Source organism: Pseudomonas sp. ICMP22404, from assembly GCF_006227205.1.
Lineage (GTDB): Bacteria > Pseudomonadota > Gammaproteobacteria > Pseudomonadales > Pseudomonadaceae > Aquipseudomonas.
Genome location: NZ_VCNG01000002.1, coordinates 395,799 through 419,116, shown reverse-complemented (window position 1 = coordinate 419,116; position 23,318 = coordinate 395,799). Strand labels below are relative to the sequence as shown.

Annotated in this window: 22 protein-coding genes; 9 read left to right on the top strand and 13 right to left on the bottom strand. The window is 61.1% G+C overall.

Going from position 1 to position 23,318, the window contains the following annotated elements:
* Positions 1 to 71: 71 nt before the first annotated feature.
* The 3 genes from bcsA to FGE05_RS05670 all read right to left on the bottom strand — a co-directional run bounded on the left by bcsA (position 72) and on the right by FGE05_RS05670 (position 4,197).
* Positions 72 to 2,297: a UDP-forming cellulose synthase catalytic subunit gene (gene bcsA, locus FGE05_RS05680; protein ID WP_139642287.1), complete on the bottom strand. Its 2,226-nt coding sequence runs from the start codon at positions 2,295 to 2,297 to the stop codon at positions 72 to 74.
* Positions 2,294 to 3,541, bottom strand: a complete 1,248-nt coding sequence (gene bcsQ / locus FGE05_RS05675) for a cellulose biosynthesis protein BcsQ (protein WP_257225596.1) — start codon at positions 3,539 to 3,541, stop codon at positions 2,294 to 2,296. The genes bcsA and bcsQ overlap by 4 nt, the downstream gene beginning before the upstream one ends.
* Positions 3,542 to 3,771: 230 nt before the next feature.
* Positions 3,772 to 4,197 (bottom strand): VOC family protein, encoded by a 426-nt coding sequence (locus FGE05_RS05670; RefSeq protein ID WP_139642285.1) that lies wholly within the window; start codon positions 4,195 to 4,197, stop codon positions 3,772 to 3,774.
* Positions 4,198 to 4,302: 105 nt separating this feature from the next.
* Between FGE05_RS05670 and FGE05_RS05665 the strand changes: the two genes are divergently transcribed.
* Complete coding sequence (locus FGE05_RS05665) at positions 4,303 to 5,193, top strand: LysR substrate-binding domain-containing protein (protein WP_139642283.1); 891 nt, start codon at positions 4,303 to 4,305, stop codon at positions 5,191 to 5,193.
* A gap of 32 nt (positions 5,194 to 5,225) precedes the next feature.
* Here the strand turns inward: FGE05_RS05665 and FGE05_RS05660 are convergent, their stop codons facing one another.
* The 7 genes from FGE05_RS05660 to FGE05_RS05630 form a co-directional block, all read right to left on the bottom strand.
* Positions 5,226 to 6,548: an FAD-binding oxidoreductase gene (locus FGE05_RS05660; RefSeq protein ID WP_139642281.1), complete on the bottom strand. Its 1,323-nt coding sequence runs from the start codon at positions 6,546 to 6,548 to the stop codon at positions 5,226 to 5,228.
* 196 nt (positions 6,549 to 6,744) lie between these two features.
* Entirely contained in the window at positions 6,745 to 7,401 is a 657-nt protein-coding gene (locus FGE05_RS05655; protein WP_139642279.1) for an aspartate/glutamate racemase family protein, read from the bottom strand.
* Positions 7,402 to 7,410: 9 nt separating this feature from the next.
* The gene (locus FGE05_RS05650; protein WP_139642278.1) at positions 7,411 to 7,617 is read right to left on the bottom strand and encodes a hypothetical protein; all 207 of its coding nucleotides are present in this window, start codon (positions 7,615 to 7,617) and stop codon (positions 7,411 to 7,413) included.
* A 90-nt stretch (positions 7,618 to 7,707) separates the two neighbouring features.
* Positions 7,708 to 8,550 carry a sugar phosphate isomerase/epimerase gene (locus FGE05_RS05645; RefSeq protein ID WP_139642274.1) on the bottom strand — a complete coding sequence of 281 codons (843 nt, stop codon included), beginning with the start codon at positions 8,548 to 8,550 and terminating at the stop codon, positions 7,708 to 7,710.
* 1 nt (position 8,551) lies between these two features.
* Positions 8,552 to 9,793, bottom strand: coding sequence for an NAD(P)/FAD-dependent oxidoreductase (locus tag FGE05_RS05640; RefSeq protein ID WP_139642272.1), 1,242 nt, complete (start codon positions 9,791 to 9,793; stop codon positions 8,552 to 8,554).
* Positions 9,794 to 9,811: 18 nt separating this feature from the next.
* A complete protein-coding gene (locus tag FGE05_RS05635) occupies positions 9,812 to 10,132 on the bottom strand; it encodes a MocE family 2Fe-2S type ferredoxin (protein WP_139642270.1) in 321 nt (106 codons plus the stop codon).
* A 34-nt stretch (positions 10,133 to 10,166) separates the two neighbouring features.
* Positions 10,167 to 11,273: a fatty acid desaturase family protein gene (locus tag FGE05_RS05630; protein WP_139642268.1), complete on the bottom strand. Its 1,107-nt coding sequence runs from the start codon at positions 11,271 to 11,273 to the stop codon at positions 10,167 to 10,169.
* Positions 11,274 to 11,453: 180 nt separating this feature from the next.
* Between FGE05_RS05630 and FGE05_RS05625 the strand changes: the two genes are divergently transcribed.
* On the top strand, positions 11,454 to 12,506 hold the full coding sequence (locus FGE05_RS05625) for a substrate-binding domain-containing protein (RefSeq protein ID WP_139642266.1): 1,053 nt from the start codon (positions 11,454 to 11,456) through the stop codon (positions 12,504 to 12,506).
* Positions 12,507 to 12,665: 159 nt separating this feature from the next.
* On the opposite strand, the gene FGE05_RS05615 is transcribed toward FGE05_RS05625, so the two are convergent.
* Positions 12,666 to 14,663 (bottom strand): sigma-54-dependent Fis family transcriptional regulator, encoded by a 1,998-nt coding sequence (locus tag FGE05_RS05615; protein ID WP_139642262.1) that lies wholly within the window; start codon positions 14,661 to 14,663, stop codon positions 12,666 to 12,668.
* 187 nt (positions 14,664 to 14,850) lie between these two features.
* Between FGE05_RS05615 and FGE05_RS05610 the strand changes: the two genes are divergently transcribed.
* The 5 genes from FGE05_RS05610 to FGE05_RS05590 all read left to right on the top strand — a co-directional run bounded on the left by FGE05_RS05610 (position 14,851) and on the right by FGE05_RS05590 (position 20,040).
* Positions 14,851 to 15,873, top strand: coding sequence for a Gfo/Idh/MocA family oxidoreductase (locus FGE05_RS05610; protein WP_139642260.1), 1,023 nt, complete (start codon positions 14,851 to 14,853; stop codon positions 15,871 to 15,873).
* Positions 15,870 to 16,661, top strand: a complete 792-nt coding sequence (locus FGE05_RS05605; RefSeq protein ID WP_041021745.1) for a TIM barrel protein — start codon at positions 15,870 to 15,872, stop codon at positions 16,659 to 16,661. The genes FGE05_RS05610 and FGE05_RS05605 overlap by 4 nt, the downstream gene beginning before the upstream one ends.
* Before the next feature lie 84 nt (positions 16,662 to 16,745).
* Entirely contained in the window at positions 16,746 to 17,672 is a 927-nt protein-coding gene (locus FGE05_RS05600; protein ID WP_139642257.1) for a sugar ABC transporter substrate-binding protein, read from the top strand.
* A 153-nt stretch (positions 17,673 to 17,825) separates the two neighbouring features.
* The gene (locus FGE05_RS05595; RefSeq protein ID WP_139642255.1) at positions 17,826 to 18,416 is read left to right on the top strand and encodes a hypothetical protein; all 591 of its coding nucleotides are present in this window, start codon (positions 17,826 to 17,828) and stop codon (positions 18,414 to 18,416) included.
* Between the two features lie 355 nt (positions 18,417 to 18,771).
* Positions 18,772 to 20,040 carry an MFS transporter gene (locus FGE05_RS05590; RefSeq protein ID WP_139642253.1) on the top strand — a complete coding sequence of 423 codons (1,269 nt, stop codon included), beginning with the start codon at positions 18,772 to 18,774 and terminating at the stop codon, positions 20,038 to 20,040.
* Here FGE05_RS05590 and FGE05_RS05585 read toward each other — a convergent pair.
* Entirely contained in the window at positions 20,009 to 20,749 is a 741-nt protein-coding gene (locus FGE05_RS05585) for an SDR family oxidoreductase (protein ID WP_139642250.1), read from the bottom strand. The genes FGE05_RS05590 and FGE05_RS05585 overlap by 32 nt on opposite strands.
* Positions 20,750 to 20,848: 99 nt before the next feature.
* Between FGE05_RS05585 and FGE05_RS05580 the strand changes: the two genes are divergently transcribed.
* The gene (locus FGE05_RS05580) at positions 20,849 to 21,808 is read left to right on the top strand and encodes a LysR family transcriptional regulator (protein WP_139642247.1); all 960 of its coding nucleotides are present in this window, start codon (positions 20,849 to 20,851) and stop codon (positions 21,806 to 21,808) included.
* Between the two features lie 61 nt (positions 21,809 to 21,869).
* Here the strand turns inward: FGE05_RS05580 and FGE05_RS05575 are convergent, their stop codons facing one another.
* On the bottom strand, positions 21,870 to 22,526 hold the full coding sequence (locus FGE05_RS05575) for an O-methyltransferase (RefSeq protein ID WP_139642246.1): 657 nt from the start codon (positions 22,524 to 22,526) through the stop codon (positions 21,870 to 21,872).
* A gap of 112 nt (positions 22,527 to 22,638) precedes the next feature.
* Here FGE05_RS05575 and FGE05_RS05570 point away from each other — a divergent pair, with 112 nt between their 5' ends.
* The gene (locus FGE05_RS05570) at positions 22,639 to 23,313 is read left to right on the top strand and encodes a TetR family transcriptional regulator (protein ID WP_139642244.1); all 675 of its coding nucleotides are present in this window, start codon (positions 22,639 to 22,641) and stop codon (positions 23,311 to 23,313) included.
* Positions 23,314 to 23,318: the final 5 nt, after the last annotated feature.

The following is a 23,318-nucleotide window of genomic DNA, read 5'->3' as shown; positions in this document are numbered from 1 at the left end:
ATCGGCGAACGCCGCGCCACCACTCAAAGCCAGCAACGTTGAAGCCAAAATGCCTGAAAAATGCTTAGCGCTCATTGCTTGTCCATAAGGTTTTCGAGTGGTTGGGAAGACGGCGGCCGGCGGGCAGAAAGGAATCTTTGCAGCTCGGCGAGGGTGGCCTTGAACAATTCGTAGATACCCCCCAGGCCGATGAAAGCGACGTCGCGCAATGCAGCCAACGGCGTGTCCACCTGCCGACCGCCCCAGGTCGATGCCCAGGTGTCGGCGCGCGAGAACGTCAGGCGCACCAGCTCGCTCTGCTGACGCAGGCTCAGCGGGTCGAACTGAGCCCCCAGGAGAGTGCCGCGACTGAACATCACGGTCCCGGGGAACACACTGGCCTGCTGGTTGCGAAACAACGTCATGCGGATGCGTTCGCCCTGGGCGATTTCAACGCCGTCCGGCAGACGGAAACCAAGCCCCTTCTGCGAGAAGTCCTGGGTGATGCCGTCAAACGTGCGCCCATCCGCCAGCTCAATGCGCACCGGCAGTTCAGCGGCAACCCGCGGCTCGCTGCGCACCTGGCGCGTTTCACTGGCTACGGCCACCGATGCGCTGGTAATGACAACGTTGTAGAGCGTCCAGGCCATGTTGATAAGGATCGTGGTCATCGCGCCCTCCTCGCCCTGGAACAATTGCCAGAGGCCGAAGGCAATACCCGCGACATTGAGGGTCAACAAAACGATGTAGGGACGCGCCAGCTTCCACTCGAAAAACTTGCGGTCGATGATCCCGCCCTTGTCGGTCACGTTGAAACCGCCGAACTTGGGGTTCACCAGCGCCATGAGCACCGGCCCCATGATGTACCAGGCCAGTACCGTCTCGTAGACCTCGTTCCAGAACGAGTGCCGGAAACGGCCCTGGATCCGTGAGTTGGTCAAGCTGGCGTGCAAGATGTGCGGCAGCACGTAAGCGGTGATCATCAATGCCGAGGCGTGGAAAATCTGCGCCCCGAAAAACAGATAGGCCAAGGGTGCCGTCAGAAATGCGAGACGCGGCAGACCATAGAAGAAGTGCAACATGGCGTTGAGGTAACACAGCCGCTGCCCCAGTTTCAGGCCGCGACCCATCAACGGGTTGTCGGTTCGGAAGATCTGCGCCATGCCGCGTGCCCAGCGAATGCGCTGGCTGATGTGACGCGAAAGGCTTTCGGTAGCCAGGCCTGCCGCCTGCGGAATGGCCAGGTAAGCGGTGTTGTAGCCGGCGCGGTTCATCTTCAGGGCGGTGTGCGCATCCTCGGTCACGGTTTCCACCGCGACGCCGCCCACTTCCAGCAGCGCGGTACGGCGCATCACGGCGCAGGAACCGCAGAAGAACGTGGCGTTCCACAAGTCGTTGCCGTCCTGGACCAGGCCATAGAACAGCTCGCCTTCGTTCGGGACGGAGCGGAACGTGTTGAGGTTTTTCTCGAACGGATCCGGCGAAAAGAAGAAGTGCGGCGTCTGCAACATCGCCAGTTTTGGATCCTTGGCGAACCAGCCCAGGCAGATCTGCAGGAAAGAACGGGTCGGTACGTGGTCGGCGTCGAAGATCGCGACGAACTCTCCCTCCGTGACTTTCAGCGCTTCATTGAGGTTACCGGCCTTGGCATGGCGATTGTTGTCACGGGCCAGATAGTTCACGCCAATGCTGTCGCAGAAGATCCGGAAGTCTTCACGACGTCCATCGTCCAGCACGTGCACGCGCAGCTTGTCCTTCGGCCAGTCGATCGCCTGGGCGGCGAAGATTGTCACCTTCACAATATCCAACGCTTCGTTATACGTCGGAATGAACACGTCCACCACCGGCCATTCGGAAGGCGGCGTACTCATCAGCACCGGTTGGCGCCGCAGGGGCCAGGCGGTTTGCAGGTAACCGAAGATCAGTACGATCAGCGCGTAGAGTTCCGCCGCCAGCAAGCCATAGCCGAACAGTATGTCGAGCCAATCGTCGAAGCCCAGGGTCGAGGTGATCCGCCAGTACATGTAGCGCAGCGAAGCTGTCAGCGACAGACCGATCAGCAGCACCACCGGGAATCGGCCGGATTGTTTGCGCAGTATCAGCGCGACGACAAAACAGCCTGCGGCGAAATAGCATTGTGACTGGAGATCGAAAGGCACTGTGATAATGAACAGCGCCAATAGAAGCGAGACCAGCAGAATACCGATCTGCAGGGTGCGGCGAACACCTTGCGAAAGACGGTCAAACCCGTCCGCTAGAGTCTGGGCCCAGCGTTGCAGGCGGCCGGGCGCTTCATGTTGCTCGTTGGGTTGACTCATGATGCGCGACTACCTGCCAATGCAGAGGTCCGGACAGGCGACTTCAGCGCATCGGCAATGGCCAGGATTTCCTGCCGCGCAGATGAGTCATCGTCTTCCAGTAATGGGTTGACGCCAAAAGCGAGGCCTTCGCTGATGGCGTGATCGAGCGGCAGGACACCGATCAGCTGTTTGCCGAAACGGCGCTTGAGCACTTCCAGCATGTCCTGGCAGAACGTGCGCGAGGCATCGTACTGGTTGACGATGTAGTGACAGTCACGCTGCGAAGCCTGATTGGCACGCCCTTCGAGCAATCGATCGATCGAGTCCAACGTCATGAACGAGGCCGCGTCCGGCGTGATGACGACGATCACCTGATCGGCGACATCGAGCACCTGCTCCAGATACAGGGTGCGGCCAGGGGGGGTATCGAGAATGACGACATCGTCGGCCACCAGATCCATGCGCGACAACTGCCGCGCCAGCCAATGGGCGTCGTCCTCAAGGAAACGCTCAAGCGCTCGACGCTCTTGCTCGGAGACCGAACCAAAGGGCAGAACGCGCGTTCCGCCAATGCCATCGAGCAGCAGCCCGCTCCAGCACTCGCCGGTCAGGCTTGCGCGGGCCATGCCGGCGACATCCGGACTGACACCCAGGTGGTGTTGCAAAGCGTTCTGCGGATCCAGATCGATGGCCAGCCTGCGTCCCTTGGCACCTAGCGCGCCAGCCAGCGCCGCGCAGAGCGTGCTTTTGCCCACGCCACCTTTTGGCGATACCAGGGCAATGACCCGAGCCGGGGTGGCCGCCGCCGGGCCGTTCGGCATCGACCGGCGTAACGCCTCCTCGTTCTGCGCACGCGCTTCTGCCTGGCGCTCAAGGGCGACTTCAGTCAGCAGCGAACGTAGAGAACAAGCAGTCGCAGGAGTTGATACAGGTTCGGGTACTGCATCGCCGGTCGACGCAGTCTCAGGCAAATCATCCAGCACCGGCTCGACTCGTCGCTCCAGCGGATGAACTGTCTTCACCACCGTCTCAGACAGCGGGTGCACAGTTTCGACCGACTCGGGAGCAACAGCCGCAGCCGATTTTTCCGTTCCCACGAAAGCGCCAGGCGCAGCAAGTACCGGAGATTCTGGCAATTCCTTGTAATTAAAGGAATTATCCATCTCGATATAGCTGGCCGCACTCTCTCCGAACCTGCTCATCAGGTTATCAATATCATTTGTCCGATTCATAAGCCCTTCACTGCGAGGGATAAGAAGCATTCGGGCTCGTATAACGGCAAACGACTGCATTCGCATGGCCAAATGATATCGTCAATATTTTGATGATAACAAGCGTTTTTATTGGATCCAATTGGGTAAAAGACGAACGGATGCCAAAAAATTGGCGACGGCTTTTTTTGCGGACTCAACCCCTCAAACACCAGGCAATGCTGGGGCTTTGCGTTGCATAAACATTCAAGTGGCACAACGCTGTTGGGCCACTGCGCTTGTTATTTGGCGAAAAGCTGGCTCATATCCTTGAATGCCTTGAACTCTAGGGCGTTGCCGCATGGATCGAACAGGAACATGGTGGCCTGCTCACCCACCTGCCCTTTGAAACGGATGTACGGTTCGATCACGAACTCAATGCCAAAGGACTTCAAGCGCTCCGCCAGCGCCTCCCACTCTTCCCAACCCAGGACAACGCCGAAATGCGGAACGGGAACATCGTGTCCGTCGACCGGATTGCTGTGAACGTCTTCCTGCGAAGCCGTCTTGGGATGCTCGTGAATGACCAGTTGGTGGCCATAGAAGTTGAAGTCGACCCACTGGGGGCTGGAACGCCCCTCTTCCAGGCCAAAGATTTCGCCATAGAAGGATCGTGCGGCTGCCAGGTCGTAAACAGGAATCGCGAGGTGGAAAGGCGAAAGGCTCATCAGCACTCCATTATTTGATATTTGTGGATGAACGTGGAGCGTAAGCCGGAAAATCATCAAGAAAAATCAATATAATTTTTTCAGAAGCACAATTAATATTTGTGAATGATTAAAGAACTCAAGACACTTGTCGCCGTGGCCCGGGAAGGTACGTTCGCCGCTGCGGGAAACAGGATCGGCCTCACCCAGGCAGCGGTCAGTGCCCAGATCCAGCGCCTGGAGGCAGAGCTCGGCTTCGAGATTTTCGACAGGAAAGGCCGTTCGGCCCACCTCAACCGGATGGGCCATCAGATACTCCTGCAGGCGCAAGAGCTGCTTCGCCTTTACGACAACCTGGGCTCCGCCACCGTGGGACTGCCGGCCAGTACCCTGGTGAATATCGGCGCCATCGCATCCGTCCAGCGCTCTTACTTGCCCGACGCGCTGGCCCGGTTCCACCAACAATGCCCGCAATGCCGGACGCGAGTCATTCCGGGCTTGTCGATGGAGCTGGTCAACCTTGTGGATGCCGGCGAAATCGACATGGCGGTGATCATTCGCCCACCCTTCTCTCTCCAGAGTGATCTGCGCTGGACCACCTTGGCGCTGGAGCCCTATCGCCTGATCGTGCCCCGTGATGTCCCGGGAGGAGACTGGTCGGAGCTGCTCTCCAACCACCCCTTCGTTCGGTACGACCGTTCGTCCTTTGGCGGCAGGCAGGTCGATCGTTTCCTGCGGCAGATGCATTTCACCCTGCGTGAAGTCTGTGAGCTGGATGAACTGGAGGCCATCATCAGGCTGGTGGAAAATGGCGTAGGCGTAGCCCTCGTGCCACAGACCGTGTCCCATCGGCAATGGCCAGCGGGCATACGCGCACTCGATCTCGGACCCCATACGTTCCATCGTGAAATCGGATTGGTGCATCGACCTCGACAGGCCTTGACCGAACCGGTGCAGATCCTGGCCCAGCTTATAAGCGATCGAGTAAAGGGCAGTTCCGAACTCCCTCAGCCCTGAAAAAGCCACTCGAATCGAGTGGCCGTCAGGGGTCAGATCGCGCCCACGTTCATTTTCGAACCATCGGTCAAGCGCGAGAGACGGTAGGGTTTGGGATCGACACAGGGGGTATCGTTGGCGACCAGCTCAGCGGCCAGATAGCCGATCCCCGGCCCCAGGCCGAACCCATGCCCGGAACAGCCCGCCGCAAGGACGAAACCTGACAGCCCCTCCACGGCAGAGATCACCGGCACGGCATCGGGCGTGAAGTCCACGTAGCCTCCCCAGGTTTCAGCCACTTCAATGTTCGCCAGGGCCGGGAAGCGCGTCCTGACCCGCTTCAGGATCTCGGCAATAGCCTCGGGCCTGGCCTCGGGATCGAGTACACGGTTGCGCTCGAATGCCAGGGGTTTGTCCGCGCTCCAGCCCGCCAGCCCTTCGGGGCCATGGATAAAGGCCTTGCCAATGCCGAACTCCATGGCGGCCAGCCGCTTGATGAACATGGGCAGAAAAGCCTTCCCATGGCGCAGGCCCTGCGGCGTGATATCAAGCCGGGCCTTGCCACTGATGGCGATCGTATAACTGCCATCCAGACGGCGAGTGAGCGCGAAATCCGGCGTGTAGATCGCATCCCCGAGGTTCGGCGCCGGACGCGTACGCAGCGCAGTCTGGCGCACGCTCGCCTGGGGGAAATTCAACCCGTGTCGTCGGCAGAACGCCGAGGCCCAGGCGCCGGCGGCACAGAGGACCGCCTGGGTGCGGATCAGGCCTTTTTCGGTGATCACCCCGGTCACTGCGCCATTGGTGATATCCAGACCGTAGGCGGCGCAGTCCTGGTGGATGCTGGCGCCAAGGGCACGCGCGCCCTCGGCGATCCCCGGCGCTGCGATAGCCGGTTCTGCCTTGCCGTCATCGACGGAATGCACGCCTCCCAGCCATTGCCGACCGACAGCCGGAATCGCGGACGTCGCCTCCCCGGGGCTCAGTATCCGCGTCTTGATGTCGAACTGGCGCGCGATATCCAGCCACGCTTCCCATTCGGCGAGCTGCTTGGCGTCGTCGGTCGCGTACTTGAGGCCGCAGCGGCGAAATCCGAGATCGGTGCCAATCTGCGCCGTGAGTTCATCCCACAGCCGCAAGGCGATACCAGAGAGAGGCAGCTCGCGGGCGTCGCGATTCTGCTGGCGGCACCAGCCCCAGTTGCGGCTCGACTGTTCGCCGCCGACATAGCCCTTCTCGACCAGCGCCACCGAGAGTCCCCGTTTCGCCAGGAAATAGGCGGCAGTCGCGCCGATGATCCCGCCGCCAATGATCACCACATCGGCATGGGAAGGAAGCTTTTCATCGCTGGGAATGCGTTTTATCGAGGGTGACATGCCAAGAGTCTCATCTGGATGGGGGTTATCAAGCCGGGCAATGCAGGCCGTTTTTCCAACAACCTGATGGTGATCATTACGCCATGCACCGCCTGCAGAGCTGTCTCGTTTTCATCGCATTAAATCGCAGAAAAACTTGTTTTGGGGGCATGTGCAGCACAATCTGCCACGGCCTCCATGTGTCACCCTTATCGACTCATTCGGCACAGCGTCTGGCGATTTCCCCCATCAGTAACGACGGGCTTGCCAATACCGGAAATTTCAACTCTGCCGCGAGCAGGTCGCGCAGATGCGCCAGCGATGCCTGGGCGAGCACCAGCACATCCACCTCGTTGGAAACCCCGGTGGCCGCTTCCAGGAGAATCCCGTCATGCCGCGCCCGATCGCCCGCCATCAGCGCCTGGTAGGCGTCGGGGCACAGCACCGTCTTAATTGTGATGTCGCGCCCTTGCGCTGCGGCATGGGCGTGCAACAGCGCGCGGCTCGGTTCTACCGTACTGGTCGCCGTGCAAAGCAGGCCAATGCGCGCGCCACGGCGCACCGCTTCCGAGGCCATCGGGTCGTCGATCTTCAGGATCGGCTGCGACACGACGCTCCGCGCGATGTCGACAGCCGGAGACGTCGATGAACAGGTGACGACGATCAGGTCAGGTTGCGCTCGCGCCGCCAGCACAATCTGATCAACCACGCGCTGGTAGACCTGCGGCTGCGGTACGCCGCGCAACAGGTCCTGCAGCAGGCTTTCGTCAAGGACATGGAAGCAATCGGCGGTGGGCATCTCGGCACGCATACGCGCCCGGAACTCCTCGACCAGGAAACCGACGGTATGGATGAAAGCGATCCGCTGGGTCATGGCATTCTCCTACGCGTTGGCCTTGTTCAAGGGCACGGATTTCGTGTCATCCATTACCGCACGCATCGCAAGTAACGCCGTCTCGTTTTCAGGCAATGAAATCGCAGGAAAAATTTTGTTGAAGGCTTTATGCAGCACAATCTGTCTGTCCAGCGGCGGGTCAGCTTGCAGGGATATTGATTGTGCCGACGTCTTCGCGAGCAGGCTCGCTCCCACACTCCGGGGTGCTCATTAAAGTTCTGTACATACAGCCCTCTGTGGGAGCGAGCCTGCTCGCGATAGCCATCCATTGTCATCCCACACCCATCAGCCTCCACCCGGAACGTGACAATCCCTCCAGACCTCACGCATCCACTGCTTCAACATCAACGCCTCCTCCCAGCGATCACTGACATCGCGCCCATCGGCCCCGGTGATCGCATAGGGTGGCGGGCCGAGTTCGCAGGTGAAGGACAGGCTGGCAGGGCTGTTCGGCCGAGCCAGCCAATCCTCGATTCCGTAGCGCCACCAGCCGAGGAAGCGCTCCAGCCAGGATCGGTGCTGGGCGAAACTCAAGGGCACCTGGACTTGTTCGCCATTGCTGACACGTCCATGAAAACCCCAACTGTGACGCAGGATGCGATGGATGTAATCGTCGTCTTCAGCGGCGACCGGTTCTGGCATCTCGCGCCCCACGACATAGTGAGACAGGTCCGCCAATAGCTTCAGGTCGGGCATCTCCTCAAGCAAGTCCAACGTGAACAACAGGTCATTGCTCAGGCGATAACGATGGGTCTCAAGGAGAATCGGAAAATCCACCTCTTCGGCCAGGCGTTGCCAACCCTCGACCAGTGCGATCGCCTGCCTCAGCGTGCGTGGTCGGACGTCGGCCTGCAGCGTGAGATGGTGACAGCCATGGCGAGCAGCGACATCGAGGGCGGCCGCCAGATCATCCACAGTACGGGGAAAGAGCTGACCTTCGATTTGCAGACCGAACGCCTTGGCGGCGGCGTGCAGACGCGCAGCGTGGGAAGCCTCCCAGAAATGATCGGTGATGCCATCGAAGCCAGCGGCAGCAATTTTTTCCAGCTGCGCTTCGAGGGGAAGCGCGCATTGGCCGCAGTGATCCTGCATGGCCCAGAGCGATTGAAAAATCAGGAACTCGCGCATGTCAGCTTCTCAGTAATTGTTTGAGCGACACATCGGGATCGGCCAAAGCGTCCACGGCGAGGCGGTTTTGGTTGGCGATCAGCCGCTCACACAGTTTGATGTCCTTGGCGACGCTGTTGCCCTGCCCCCAGCCGCAGGCGCCTTGCAGGCGATGCTCGACATCGAGGTAGAGCATCAGGAAACCGTCATTTGCGAGGGGCCGGTTCGCTGTCGGTTGCGTATTTGAAATCACGCCCACGGTCTGAAGTCCCCAGTCGTACTGGTCGGACCAGAAGCCGGGGATCACCTCGAAGGGCAGCTCGTGGCCCAGCAGGTTGAGGGCTGCATGCCGCCCCTGGTTTTCGGCGTTGCGCCAGGTCTCCTGGCGCTGAAAAACGCCCCCCGGATGCAAGCGAAACTCGCAGACATCTCCTGCGGCGAAGATGTCCGGCGTACTGGTGCGCAGCTGGGCATCGACACGGATGCCCTGACCGACGACCAGTCCGGCGGACGCGGCCAATTCGATGTTGGGTTGCATGCCGATGCCAACGACGACCAGGTCGCAAGGCAGCAACTCGCCGTCGACCAGTTGCACTGACTCGGCGCGAGTGTCGCCCTGCACCGCCTCGATGGCGACGTTCAGCCGTACGTCCACGCCCTGGCTGCGGTGCAATGTCAGCAGCGCGTGGGACAGTCGCTCCGGCAGGATGCGGCCCGCCAGACGCGGCCCTGCTTCAAGCACAGTGACGGTGCAGCCCAAGGCGCGCGCGGTGGCGGCCACTTCGAGGCCGATGAAGCCTCCACCGATGACGACCAATCGTTTGCCGGGTTGCAGCGAAGCACGCAACCTCAGCGCTTCGTCATGGGTGCGCAGATAAAGCACATTGGCTAGACGCTCGGGCACCGAGGGCAATCGCCGCGCCCTGCCCCCGGTCGCCAGCAACAGCCGTGCATAGTGCAGCTCACGACCATCGGCCAACTGCAGCCGGTGTCGTTGCGGGTCGAGGCTCTCCACCGGATTGCCAGCCCAGTGCTCGATGCCCAGTTCGGTGAGCCGGTCGCTGTCACACAGGCTGAATCCCCCCAGTTCAGCCGTGCCTTGCAACAGCCCTTTGGACAGTGGCGGACGTTCATAGGGTGGATGGGCTTCATCGCCGATCAGAATCAAGCTCCCCCTATAACCTTCCTCGCGCAGGGTCAACGCCGCACGGCCGCCAGCATGTCCGGCGCCGACGATGACCAAGGGAGCGTTGTCAGCTTTCATGGCACAACCTCCACGTCGTTAAACGTCAATACCGAGCAGGACCCGCCCCGCCTCGACCCGGACCGGATAGGTCTTGAGGTTGACGCACACCGGCGCGCCAAGGGCTTTGCCGGAGCGGTAATCGAAGCGCCCGTTGTGCTTGGGGCATTCAATGACATGGTCCATCACCAGACCGTCGGCCAAGTGGATGGATTCATGGGTGCACAGGCCGGCGGTGGCAAAGAATTCATCGTCAGCGGAGCGGTAGACAGCGTAGGTCTGCGGACCGTGGTCGAAACGAATGACATCCTCTTCGTTTATTTCGCCCACGGCGCAAACGTCGATCCATTGATTGGTCATGGCGCGTTCTCTTGTAGTGGTAAAACGGGAAGGGTCAGGCCGGTGTCGCTTCAGCCTGGGTGCTGGCGGTCGGCGCCGTGCGTGGCGGCAAAGGGCGACGGACGAAATAGCTCGGGTCTTTGCGCTGCTTCCAGATGGTCGGGAGGATTTCCTTGAACGCCTCCAACAGGCTGGTATAGGGCGGCGGGCAGTCGTGGCGGATCTCTTCGTGAAGCTGCGCCAGTGCATGAAACGGCACCATCGGATACATGTGATGTTCGAGGTGATAGTTCATGTCCAGGTAGAGGAAACGCAGCACCGGATTCATGTAGATGGTGCGGCAGTTGCTGCGATGATCGAGCACGTCTTCAGCCAGGCCGACATGCTGGGACAGGCCGAACACGTAGGACAGCCAGCCGCCATAGAGCGTCGGCAGGCCGATGAACATCAGCGGCAACCAGCTCTGCAGGTACAGTGCCGCCGCCACGGTCAATCCATAGATCATCAGCCAGACGCGCGCCGCCAGGAAGATCTTCGGCCACTCGGACTCGGGGATGAAGGTCTGCTCTTCTTCCGCCATCCGCCCGGTCGCATGCCGGCAGACCGACCCCATGGTCTTGATCGCGTAAGGCATCCTGATCAGGCTCAGCACCATGCTGATCAGGCTTGGCGGGCGCGGCTCGACGATCTCCGGATCGCGCCCGACGATGATGGTGTCGGTATGGTGCCGAGCATGGCTCCAGCGCCACACATGGGGCTCGAACATGAACATGAAGCTCGACACCTGGTAGACCACGTCATTCATCCAGCGGGTCTTGAATGCGGTGCCGTGACCGGTTTCGTGCCAACGGGCATTCGACGCCGTGCCGTAGAGCAGCCCATAGGCGAAGAAGAACGGCACGCAGGCCCAGGATCCCCAGAACCAGTAACCACCGAAACCGGTGACGATCATTGACAGCAACCAGATCGCAGTGTCCCGCAGTGCCGGGCCGTCGCGGCGCTGCATCAATTCCTTCATGCGTTTACGCGAGATCGGCGACTGGTACCAGCTGGCGGACACCAGGCCTTTTTGCGCCGCTTTGGCGGCTTCGGGACCGAGCAGTGAATAGTCTCGGCGTGCGGGTTTATCGCGGTGGCCGGAGGCTGCGTTTTGTTCAGACATTTTATTGTTCTCCGCAAGCTTGATGGTGTTGAACCCTTGCTCGATGCAGGTTCGCATCGTTGGAGAAACCATAGAGAGCGCGCCGATTAGCCTCAAGCCCTTGAATTGATTCCCTATCAAGCTATCATCCAGGCCCATCGAAGCTTGATAGTTTTCTATCAAGACGCTGCGGGGCCTGCCATGACCAACACCACCAAACGCCCAACCATTGCCACCGTCGCCCAGTACGCGGGGTTGAGTGTCGCGACCGTGGACCGGGTGCTCAACGCCCGGGCGCCGGTCACCCCGGCCACCGCCGAGCAGGTGTTCCAGGCCGCCGAAAAGGTCGGCTATTTCGCCGCCCGACTGATCGGCCAACGGATCCGTGAGCGCCGTCCCAGCTACCGTTTCGGCATTCTCCTGCTCGGCACCGCCCAGGCGTTCTACGGCAATGTGGCCGCCGCTATCACAGAAGCGGCGCAACGTCATGCCGGCGCCAACCTGAGCATTCAATTCGAGTACGTTTTCGATCGGACACCCAGCGCGATCATCGCCCAGATCGAACAATTGGCGGTGCAGTGCGACGGCCTGGCAGTGGTCAGCTTCGCGCACCCGTTGATCAACGCCAGCATCGCCCAGATCAGGGCCGCCGGCGTGCCGGTGATCGCGCTGCTGTCCGACATATGTGAAACGGCCGATGAGCCTTACGTCGGCCAGGACAACCATGCAGTCGGGCGCACCATGGGTTGGCTGATGGCCCACACCTGCGGAACCCGTGAAGGCAGTGTCGGGGTGTTGCTCGGTGGCCATCGTTTCCTCGGCCACCAGGCCCGGATCGACGGGCTGCGCAGCTACCTGGCCGAGCATGCTCCCGGCCTGCGACCGCTGGAGGCGTTAATCAACCTGGACAACGACGACATCACCGAAGAGGCGACCCTGGACCTGCTGGCGCGGCATGACGACTTGCGTGGCTTGTGTGTGGTCGGTGGTGGCGGCGACGGCATTATCAGCGCCCTGTCGCAACTGCCGAGTCGGCCGTCGCTGTGCTGCATCTTGCAGGAGTCCACCGAGCTGTCGCGCCAGGCTCTTGCACAGGGCCTGATCAGCCTGGTCATCGATTCCCAGCCGCGGTTGCTGGCTCAAGCGCTGGTTGATCTACTGGTGGAGCTGCAGACCGCGCCAGCCTTCGATCCGGTGCGACATCGCATCCATATCCCGTTGCAGATCATGACCTCGGAGAATGCTCGTCCCTGAGTGCAATGCTGTTGATTCAAGACTCGCCCGGTTCATTGTGGCGAGGGGATTCATCCCCGCTGGGCTGCGTAGCAGCCCCAAAATCTTAGGGCCGCTTCGCGCCCCAGCGGGGATGAATCCCCTCGCCACAGGTTCATCTACTGACTTGAGTGAGCAGCCTTACCCCCCGGAACGAAACGTTTCCGCCCTCAACCCGTACCGACTCATCTTGTTGTACAGCCCACCCCGAGAAACGTTCAGTTGCTGGGCAGTCAGGCGGATGTTGCCCCGGGTGGCCTCGAGGGCGGCGACAATTGCGTTCATTTCATGGGCGTCGAGGCCCAGGGCTGCCGGTCGCTCAGGCATATTCCCTGGCGATGACGGCCGCAGGCCCTGCCTGATTTCCAGCGGTAGATCATCCGGCTGCAGCTGTTCGCTGACCGCCAGATTGGTCGCACGCTCGATGATATTTTCCAGCTCACGCACGTTGCCTGGCCAGTGGTAGGCCGACAGCACGTCGAGCGCCTGGGGCGAGATGCCGCGCACCGATTTGCGCAGTGAGCGAGCGCAACGAGAGAGGAAATGGTGCGCCAGCAACGGTACGTCCTCCCGGCGCATGCGCAGCGGCGGGACCGTCAGATTCAGCACGTTGAGCCGGTAGTAAAGATCCTCGCGAAACGCGCCGTCAGCCACCGCTTGGCTCAGGTTGCGATGGGTGGCGGCGATGATGCGCACGTTCACTCGCTGGGATTTCTTCGCCCCCACGCGAGTGACTTCGCCTTCCTGCAAGACCCGCAAAAGGCTGACCTGGGCCCCGAACGACATGTCACCGATTTCGTCGAGGAAGATTGTGCCGCCATCGGCCAACTCGAACTTGCCGGCGGATCCGCCGCGAGCCGAACCGGTGAAGGCCCCCTCGACATGCCCGAACAATTCGCTCTGCACCAGATCTCGTGGGATCGCCCCGCAATTGACCGCCACGAATGGGCCACTGCGACGCTCACTGGCGTTGTGGATCGCCTGGGCGAACAGCTCCTTGCCGGTACCGCTTTCGCCGAGGATCAACGTGGTGGAGTCGCTGCGACTGGCGATTCGTCCAAGGTGCAACGCGTCCTGGATGGCCCGGGAGCTGCCCTGGATGGTGTCGAAGGTGTAGCTGGCCTGGGTGCCGATGATCCGCCGGGTGATTTCGCGGATGCGCCGGTTTTCCCGCAGCGAAACGATGCGCCCGCCCTGCTCCAGTGAGCACACCGACACCAGGCAGGCCAGGTGACTGCGATCATGCAATTCGAAGGTGCAATCCAGATCCCGCAGCCCTTCCCCGCCACGCAGCAGGATCTCATCGGTCAGCTCACTCTGGCCCAAGCGCTGGAACGGCTGGCCCAGCAGGTCGCGCCCGACGCGAAACAACTGTCGTGCATAACCGTTGATGGCCCTGATGCAGCCGCGGTCGTCCAGCACGACCAGGCCTTCGTTGAGCACTTCAAGCATCGTCTGTTGTTCTTCCAGCAAGGCCTGCAGCGCCATTTGCCGTGATACGGCTTCGGCCGCGGCTTGCACGGTGCCCAACGTGTGGAAATGAAACCAGCCCGGCTCGGCGGTCAGGGTCAGGATCGCCAGCGTCCGTCCCCGGGCATCGCGAATCGGTGCGGCGGCGCAATGCATGCGTCGCTTGCGCAAGCCGACGCCGAAGTTCTCTTCGGCCAGCACATAGACCAGCCGGTCTTCAGCCAATGCCAACCCCGTACAGTTGGTGCCCTGCACCGACTCCAGCAAGCGGCTGCCCACCGGGGTGAGATCGCTGCCGCAGAAATACAGAGTGGTCCCTTCGGCGTCGGTCAGGTTGATATGGCCCCTGGGGTTGTAGGCCAACAACCCGCCCATGACCTCGGCCGCCACTGCGATCATCACGCGATGGGCGGCCAGCGTTGCGGCCAGGTCGGCTGGATCGACAAAACGATACGCGCCGTCCTCGGGGTCAAGGCCGGCCTCGACGCTGCGCAACCAGGAGTTCCAGATCACCTGCCGGACCCCATCAGGCCGCTCGATACATCCGTCCAGGCAAGCCAGCCAGGCCTGCTCCAAAGCGCCAATCGGTCCGTCACTCAACGACGCCGGACCGAGTGACGCGATGTAGTCGAGGTCTTGCTCGCTGACAGCGATGGGTGCCGGGATCACGAAAAGCTCCAATGTTCATTTTATGTACATGTGCAGTATAGGCATGTCATGAGAATTAACACTTATTTTGCTAGATAAGGAATAAATTCTTACTTATCAATAAGATATGCATTGGCACAGGCTTTGCTCCCCTGCCTGTACAGCGAAAACAATCCTGCTGATAACAAAAAAAGGGGAAGTGCGTTTCATGAATACATCCAAGATCATCCGCCTCGGTCTCATTGGCGCCGGCCGCATGGGCAGCTTTCACGGCCTGACGGCAGCCCGACACATTCCCGGCGCCTGCCTGGCTGCCATCGCCGACCCGACACCGGGCCAAGCCGCCCGCCTGGCGGCACAGTTGGGGGTGGAGCGGGTCTACACCGACCCACAGCAATTGCTCGACGACCCCGAGATCGACGGCGTACTGATTGCCGCTCCGGCCCGCAGCCACGCCGAGCTGGTCATCAGCGCAGCCCGCACTGGCAAAAGTGTGTTCTGTGAAAAACCCATGGCGATCACCCTCGACGAAGCGGACCGCGCCATCGCCGCTGCCGCCGATGCCCGGGTCACCTTGCAGGTCGGCTTCAACCGCCGCTTCGCCAAGAGTTTTCGCACTGCGCACCTGGACGTGGTCGCCGGCCGCATCGGCACCCCGCAACTGCTGCGGTCGCTGACCCGCGACCCGGCGCTGAACAATCCGGCCAACTCCCCGCAGTGGGTGATCTTCCTCGAAACCCTGATCCACGACTTCGACACCTTGCGTTACCTCAATCCTGGGGCCGAGGTCGTCGAAGTCTTCGTGATGGCCGATGCCCTGATCGCGCCAGACTTCAAGGACAAGGGTTTCCTCGACACCGCCATGGTGACCCTGCGTTTCGACAACGGCGCCCTCGCCACCGCCGAGGCGAATTTCCAGGCGGTGTATGGCTACGATGTCCGGGGCGAAGTGTTCGGCAGCGCCGGCATGTTGACCATGGGCGCCGTCAATGACTCCGACCTGGTTCGCTACCTGGCCGATGGCATCCAGGCCGACACACAGCGCCTGGACACCGACCTGCTACGGGATGCCTATGTGGCCGAGCTCAACCATTTTGTGAGTTGCCTGCGCACCGGCGAAAAGCCCCTCGCCAGCGGTGAAGACGCCCGCGCTGCCCTGGCCATTGCCCGCGCCTGCATCGAGTCGTTCCAGCAAGGCCAGCCCGTGCGCGTGCAAGGAGGCCGACCATGAGCTTCACTCCGTTCAAACTGGCGATCAGCGCCGAGATGGTTTTCCTCGACCTGCCGTTCACCGAGCGGGTCAAACGGATTCACGCACTGGGCTTCAGCGCCGAAATCTGGGACTGGACGAAGAAGGACATTGCCGCCCTGGTCGCCACCGGCGCCGACTTCACCTCGATGACCGGCTACATCGCGGGCAACCTGACCGACCCCGAGGACATCCAGCACCTGCTCGACAGCGCACGGGAATCCCTGGCCGTCGCCGCCCGGTTGAACTGCCCGAGCCTCAACCTGCATGGCACAGGCCTGGGCGACAAAGGCTTGCCGGTCAAACCGGTGGCCCTCACCACCGGCCGCATGTGGTTGAACGCCTGCAAGACCCTGGAAAAAATCGCGCGCCTGGGTGAAGACGCCGGCCGGGTGTTCCTGCTGGAAAACCTCAACACCGAGGTAGACCATCCTGGCACGCCGTTCGCTCGCGCCGATGACACCCTGGCGCTGATCGAGGCCGTGGGCAGCCCTCATCTGAAGCTGAACCTGGACCTCTACCACGCACAGATCGGTGAAGGAAACCTGATAGAACTGATCCAGCGCGCCGGCAGCGCCATCGGCGAAATCCAAGTGGCCGACGTCCCTGGCCGCATGGAACCGGGGACCGGCGAAATCCACTACCCGGCCATTGCCAAAGCCTTGTTCGACATGGGATACACCGGTGTCGTCGGCCTTGAGGGCTGGGCCAGCGGCGACAGCGAGGCGGCACTTCAACGCTTCCGGCAAGCGTTTAGTCTGGATCGATGAAACGGCGGCGCCCTTGGGCATGAATCGAGGTGCGCCGACAACCTTCACGCCTGATCGACTCATAACAACAAAAGGAATATCACCATGCGTCGTTGCACACTGCTTATTGCCACGCTGCTCTTCGCCTTCAGCCAATGGGCCACCGCCAGTTATCGCATCGGCGTCAGCATCGCCAGGGTTGACGACAACTTCATGACCTATGTACGCAGCGGCCTGGAAGACGCCGCAAAGAAAGACAGCGTCCAGATCCAGTTCGAGGATGCCCAGGGCGATGTCGTGCGCCAGCTCAACCAAGTCCAGGGCTTCATCAACCAGAAGGTCGATGCGGTCATCGTCTTGCCCGTGGACACCGCCGCCACCACCAACATGACCCGCGCCGCCGTCGAGGCGAAGGTGCCGCTGGTCTACGTCAACCGGCACCCGGACGAACGCGTCCTGCCCAAGGGCGTGGTCACCGTGGCCTCGAACGACATCGAGGCCGGCCAGTTGCAAATGCACTACCTGGCGGAAAAGCTGAATGGCAAAGGCACCCTCGCGATCATCATGGGTGACCTTGCGCAAAACGCTACGCACGACCGCACCGAAGGGGTCAAACAGGTGCTCAAGGATTACCCCGGGATCAAGATCGTCGAACAGCAAAGCGCCGAGTGGCAACGGGCCAAGGGGATGGACTTGACCAGCAACTGGCTGCTGGCCGGTACCTCGTTCGACGCCATTGTCGCCAACAACGACGAAATGGCCATCGGCGCGGCCATGGCCCTGCAACAAGCGGGAAAAGCCAAGGGCGAAATCGCGATTGTCGGCATCGATGGCCTGCCCGACGGGCTGGCGGCAATCAAGCGCGGGATGCTGGTCGCCTCGGTGTTTCAGGACCCCAAGGCCCAGGCGACCGCCGCGCTGCAAGCCGCCGTCAAAATGATCAAGGGCGAGCCGGTCGACGCGGAAGTCTGGGTGCCTTTTCAGCTGATCAAGCCGGAACAGGTGGCTGTGTTCGAGCAGCATTACAAATAGCCGCTAGGCTTTGTACGACATTACCCCGCAAGGATCATGCTTCGCTGAAAACAGGCGCGCGCGAGTCCCCTCGCTCATCGCCTGTTTTCGCTCTGCCGGATCGCCTCGCGACTTTTCGTACAACCCCTAGCTGACTGACCAAGGTGGCTGCCGATGTCTGTTCCCCCAGATGAACTCGATCGACTGATGACATATTTCAGCAGGAGGCGTGCTCCCAGGTTGCCGCTGAAATATGCTGAGTCAAGACCGGATCGGGAGGTGCTGTACAGGCGAATGGCGCAAAAAGAATGGGATGATGCTTCAGGTTCAATACGCGGATCACGCGAAGGCGAGTCGACATTCGACTTTGAGAAAGCCTTTGAAACCTACCAGACCGGAACCTATGCAAGAGTCTGGACATCGACCGAATTAGCGAAGGTTCGTGGTTTTGAAAACGAAGCGGGGGGAGCAACAGGTTATGTCAATGTCCAGTTCGTATTCGATGAAGATCTGACCAGCCTGTTCAAGGGGAAAATCCTGCCGCAGAAAATGACAGGCGCTCAACACATGAACGATTTTGTCCTCATGCATCGCGAAGGATATGAGCCGTATCTTCACGGTTCAAAAGAGATAAAAATGTTTACGACCACTGAAGAAGTCGAAGTAACCATTGCACGCCACAAGGCTTTCGATCTGGGATTTACAAAAGCGCAGGCGGTTGTGCTGAACAAACATTTGAAGTTCGCGCGCTTGATACCGGATTAACGACTGGCGGCGGATCAACCATCGCAGCGGCTCCCATCGTGCCAGGACCTTATCTGGCGCTGGCGGCAGAGTTCTTCGCCGTTATATGAACAACAGCAGATTCTCGGTCAAGACCGTCAGCCTCCATCTCCCGTCGCCAATCAGAAACAACCCCGGCGCGCACCCATCATTCGTCACACATCGAAGTGAAAGACCTGTCGCGCACATAATCTGGGCTCCGTACGAAAAGTCTTGAGACGAAGGTCAGACTGTTTTCAACGCAGCATGAACGAGTATCAAAGCTATTCGTACAGAGCGTAGTGGCCTATATCCGATTAGCCACGTAGACCATTGAGGCCAACAAGGAGGAATGGCGATGAAACGCACGCGTTTTTTTGGAGAAACCGTACTGACCTGCACATTCATCCTGGCAATGATCGGTTGGGGAATCGGCTTTTATGGCCCGCCGATCTACATGCAATCGGTCATGGAGCGCACGGGTTGGCCCATCGCCCAGGTATCGACTGCCGTCACCTTGCACTTTCTCAGCGGCACGATCGTCATCGCCAATCTACCCAGGCTCTACGCACGCTTCGGCATTCCAACCATCACTCTGCTGGGCAGCATCGTCCTGGGTATCGGCGTGAACATCTGGGCCCAAGCCGACCAGCTCTGGGTGCTGTATGCCGGTGCCCTGTGCTCGGGTATCGGCTGGGTGACCTTGGGGGCCGCGGCCGTCAATACCCTGGTCGCGCCGTGGTACGTCAAGGAAAGGCCCAAGGCCCTGGGCAAAGCCTACAACGGCGCCAGCCTGGGCGGCGTGGTCTTTTCGCCCCTATGGGTATGGCTGATCGAGGGCTTTGGCTTTGCCACGGCAGCGCTGGTGATCAGCCTCGTGGCCGTGCTGCTCATCGGCATTTTCGCCTTCCTGGTCTTCAACAAAACCCCACAAAGCCTGGGACAGCATCCTGACAACGCCGAGCAGCCGGAACCCTTGATACCCGCCAGCAGTGCCGTTCCATGGACTGTCGTGCAGACCCTCAAGGTGGCCAATTTCCGCACATTGGCCACCGGCATGTCCCTGGGGTTGTTCGCCCAGATCGGTTTGATCGCCCACCTGTACTCGATCCTGGCGGGACGCCTGGGAGCCCATGACGCCTCACTTGCCATGGGCCTGGCCACCGCCAGTGCCATGGGCGGGCGCTACATCGCGGCGCGCCTGATGATCCAAGGCATCGACCGCAGGCTACTGGCGTGCCTGGGCTACGCCATCCAGATGCTGGGCACCTTGATGCTCCTCGGCCTGGACCTCCACCCGTCAGTGGCCTGGATGGCGGTGGTGCTGATCGGCTCAGGCATCGGCAACGCCACCTCCCTGCCGCCGTTGATCGCACAGACCGAGTTCAGCCGAGAACACACCGCCAGGGTCATCGCGCTGATGGTCGCGATCAGCCAGGCCACCTATGCCTTCGCCCCTGCATTCTTCGGCCTGGTGCGCACCGCCTTCAGCCACCCGGATCAAGCCATCATCGCCGTCGTGACAGGCGCCGTCGTCGTGCAGATACTCGCCATCCTGTCGTTCTACCGAGGGGTGTCCGTTCGTTCCTTCAAGATCAGACCAATCGAGCACCGCCATCAACGTTGAGCACGGCACCGTTCATGAACGTGTTGGTCATCAAGAACACCGTTGCAGCACCGGCTTCCTCCGCCGTACCAATGCGACGCAGCGGCAAGGTCTGCTCCAGGGAAGCCACGTAGGCGTCACGGCCTTCGCCCAACGCTTTGCTGAAGATCGGGGTGTCGATCGGGCCGGGCGACAGGGTGTTCACCCGAATCGGCGCCAACTCCAGGGCCAGGCCACGGGCCAGCGACTCCATGGCGGCCGATGCCGCCCCGATGACGGCAGTGCCATGGGCATTGGGTCGATCAGCGAGCGCACCCGAGATGAAGGTGATCGATCCCGCCTTGGACAACCTGTCACCCAGGATACGGATCGCATTGATGGACGCCCAGATACGCTCATCGAACGCCCGGCGCAGATGATCGACGTCGGCGGTCAGGATGCTTCCAGTGACGAACGTACCGGCGAGCAGCACCAGGTGATCGACTACCGGAATGTCCGCCAGCGCGGCCTCGACCGCCTCACGGCGGGTCACGTCGGCTCCGCGCCAGCCGTCCAAGCCGTGTTCCTTCGACGCCTGCTCGGCACGGGCCGCATCCGAGCCGATGACCAAGACCTTGGCCCCGGCGGCCTTCGCTTGTATCGCGGCGGCCAGGCCGATGCCCGATGTACCGCCGAAGATGACGACCGTACGGCCGGTGAGATTGGATGCAAGTGTTGGGGTGATGGTCATGTCGAGGCTCCAGTGAACGCCAGGATGGCGTGCGATGGAGTAAGCGTAAGGCTGTGATCGTAGATTGATAATTGGGGCGCAAGTCGCTTTACTAGTGCCATGAAGGCACAAATTGGTCTCGACCGTCTTACCGGACTCATCGCATTCGCGCGGGCCGCCTCCCTGGGCAGCTATACCGCTGCGGCGCGGGCGCTCTCGGTGTCCCCCTCCGCCGTCAGCAAGAGCGTGCAGCGGCTTGAGGAGCATTTCGGGCTGATGCTGTTCACCCGCACGACGCGCTCCCTGACCCTCACGCCTGAAGGGCGGGATCTTTACGAGCGTGCATTGCGCATTCTGCGAGAGGTCGAAGAAATCGATCAGGCTGCGGTCGCAACCCGCGCCGAGCCCTCAGGTGTCTTGAAAGTCACCGCCCCCCTCCCCATCGGCGTGAACATCCTGGCGCCTGCATTGCCCAGGTTTCGTGAGCAATACCCCAATCTGGCAATCGACTTGCGACTCGGCGATCAGTATTCCGACATCATCGAGCAAGGGATCGACGTGGCCGTTCGCGTGGGGAACCTCACCGATTCACGTCTGGTTTCGCGGCCCTTGGGGCCCCATCGAATCGGCGCGTTTGCGTCGCCCCAGTACCTGCAGCGAAAAGGTATACCGGCGACCATCGAGCATCTTGCGGAGCATGAGTGCGTGAACTTTCGCTACCAGAGCACCGGGCAGAGTCTGCGCTGGTCCTATCAGGCGGACGACAAACAACTTGAGTGGAGCCCCGACGCCGCATTCACCGTGGATGTCAGCGACGCGGTGGCGGCTATCATGGCGGCGGGCGGAGGCATCGGTATCACCCCGCACTACGTGGCTGCGCCCTATGTTCGCCGGGGAGAACTGATTCCAGTCCTCCCCCAGTTCACTGCGGAACGCTTCTCCATCACCGCCTTGTGGCCGGAAAGCCGACGCGGCAGTCCCAACGTAAAAGCCTTCATCGCCTTTCTGCTTGAGCTGTTCCCTGCAACGCCTGCCTGGGACGAGGCGGTGCATGAAGCGGCCGCAGCGAGGCTGGGTTGATCGGCCGTCGGGTTGGACAACCGACAGCCACCGATCCCGGCAGCCCCTCAAGAGGCCCGTATCATCCCAGACGCATCGACACTTCAATGTCATCGGCAAAAGGCACGGAGAGGTAGCCATTCTGCGGTGAACGCACGTAAGCCAGGTATTCAGGGCAGTAATCGGTATTGTCCGCCACCACCAGGGCGCCCGGCCGCAGGTGTTTTTCAACCAGGCTCAGCACGTCGCCATACAGCGACTTGGCGCCATCGAGCAGGAGCAGATCGACCGCTTCCGGGAGATCGCTGGCCAGGGTAACCAGCGCATCACCTTCGCGGATGTCCACCAGATCATCGACGGCGCCTTCAACGAAATGGCGACGCGCCAGGGCGATCTTCGAAGGCTCGAACTCACTGCCAACCAGCACGCCGCCGCCGTTGTCCCGCAACGCCGCAGCCAAGTGCAGGGTAGACAGGCCGAACGACGTGCCGAACTCGACAATGGCCCTGGCCTTTGCGCTGCGTGCGAGCATGTACAGCAGCTTGCCCGTGTCGCGGGAGACCGGCAGCCACAAGTCCTTGAGCATTCCGTACAGGTCGAGGTATTCGGTCTTGCTGCGCATCAGCCGCTCGCGCTCTTCACTCGGCACAGTGCTCAGCACCGGACTGGTGGCCGCGCTGGCCTGGGTGTAGAGGCGTTCGATCAGGGTCGCCAGAGGTTCAGTGGTCAAAGTAGTCATGATTGCTTTCCATCGATAGGGGACTAAGATGCGACTGATTCGTCGCATTTAAATGATGCGAGTGATTCGCCCCATTCGCTATTCGCGTTTCCCCACGACGACCGAGCCGCCCATGACCCAGCGCCAGACCGCCCGTATTTCCTCACGCAAGCAGCCACAGCAGGCACGCTCCACCGAGCTGGTGGCGGCGATTCTAGAGGCCGCTGTTCAGGTTTTGGCCAAGGAAGGCGCCGCTCGCTTCACCACCGCTCGCGTCGCGGAAAAGGCCGGCGTGAGCATCGGCTCGCTGTACCAGTACTTTCCCAACAAGGTCGCGATCCTGTTCCGGCTGCAGAGCGATGAGTGGCAACAGACCACCCAGATGCTGTGCCGGATTCTGGAAAACCTGGAGGAACCGCCCCTGGATCGCCTGCGCAACCTGGTGCATGCGTTCATTCGTTCCGAGTGCGAAGAAGCGCCGATGCGTGGCGCGCTGAACGACGCCGCACCGCTCTATCGCGACGCACCGCAAGCCCACGAAGTGCGCGCGACAGGCAAGCGGATCTTCGCCAATTTCATGCTCGAGTTGCTCCCCGACGTCAGCGAGCCTACTCGTTCGGCGGCCTGCGATCTGATCCTGACCACGCTCAGTTCCGTGGGCAAGGATTTTTCAGGAAGCCCACGGACCGACGCGCAAATCGCGACGTACGCCGATGGCATGGCGGACATGTTCAGCGCGTATGTTGTTACGCTCGATCAGCAAAAGCCTCCTCGGCAATCGGAGTCCGATAGCGCCGTTTTCGGATAACCGTT

Coding starts and splice junctions, on each gene's coding strand:
- bcsA (WP_139642287.1), bottom strand. CDS start 2,297: ATGAGTCAACCCAACGAGCAACATGAAGCGCCCGGCCGCCTGCAACGC.
- bcsQ (WP_257225596.1), bottom strand. CDS start 3,541: ATGCTTCTTATCCCTCGCAGTGAAGGGCTTATGAATCGGACAAATGAT.
- FGE05_RS05670 (WP_139642285.1), bottom strand. CDS start 4,197: ATGAGCCTTTCGCCTTTCCACCTCGCGATTCCTGTTTACGACCTGGCA.
- FGE05_RS05665 (WP_139642283.1), top strand. CDS start 4,303: ATGATTAAAGAACTCAAGACACTTGTCGCCGTGGCCCGGGAAGGTACG.
- FGE05_RS05660 (WP_139642281.1), bottom strand. CDS start 6,548: ATGTCACCCTCGATAAAACGCATTCCCAGCGATGAAAAGCTTCCTTCC.
- FGE05_RS05655 (WP_139642279.1), bottom strand. CDS start 7,401: ATGACCCAGCGGATCGCTTTCATCCATACCGTCGGTTTCCTGGTCGAG.
- FGE05_RS05645 (WP_139642274.1), bottom strand. CDS start 8,550: ATGCGCGAGTTCCTGATTTTTCAATCGCTCTGGGCCATGCAGGATCAC.
- FGE05_RS05640 (WP_139642272.1), bottom strand. CDS start 9,793: ATGAAAGCTGACAACGCTCCCTTGGTCATCGTCGGCGCCGGACATGCT.
- FGE05_RS05635 (WP_139642270.1), bottom strand. CDS start 10,132: ATGACCAATCAATGGATCGACGTTTGCGCCGTGGGCGAAATAAACGAA.
- FGE05_RS05630 (WP_139642268.1), bottom strand. CDS start 11,273: ATGTCTGAACAAAACGCAGCCTCCGGCCACCGCGATAAACCCGCACGC.
- FGE05_RS05625 (WP_139642266.1), top strand. CDS start 11,454: ATGACCAACACCACCAAACGCCCAACCATTGCCACCGTCGCCCAGTAC.
- FGE05_RS05610 (WP_139642260.1), top strand. CDS start 14,851: ATGAATACATCCAAGATCATCCGCCTCGGTCTCATTGGCGCCGGCCGC.
- FGE05_RS05605 (WP_041021745.1), top strand. CDS start 15,870: ATGAGCTTCACTCCGTTCAAACTGGCGATCAGCGCCGAGATGGTTTTC.
- FGE05_RS05600 (WP_139642257.1), top strand. CDS start 16,746: ATGCGTCGTTGCACACTGCTTATTGCCACGCTGCTCTTCGCCTTCAGC.
- FGE05_RS05595 (WP_139642255.1), top strand. CDS start 17,826: ATGTCTGTTCCCCCAGATGAACTCGATCGACTGATGACATATTTCAGC.
- FGE05_RS05590 (WP_139642253.1), top strand. CDS start 18,772: ATGAAACGCACGCGTTTTTTTGGAGAAACCGTACTGACCTGCACATTC.
- FGE05_RS05585 (WP_139642250.1), bottom strand. CDS start 20,749: ATGACCATCACCCCAACACTTGCATCCAATCTCACCGGCCGTACGGTC.
- FGE05_RS05580 (WP_139642247.1), top strand. CDS start 20,849: ATGAAGGCACAAATTGGTCTCGACCGTCTTACCGGACTCATCGCATTC.
- FGE05_RS05575 (WP_139642246.1), bottom strand. CDS start 22,526: ATGACTACTTTGACCACTGAACCTCTGGCGACCCTGATCGAACGCCTC.
- FGE05_RS05570 (WP_139642244.1), top strand. CDS start 22,639: ATGACCCAGCGCCAGACCGCCCGTATTTCCTCACGCAAGCAGCCACAG.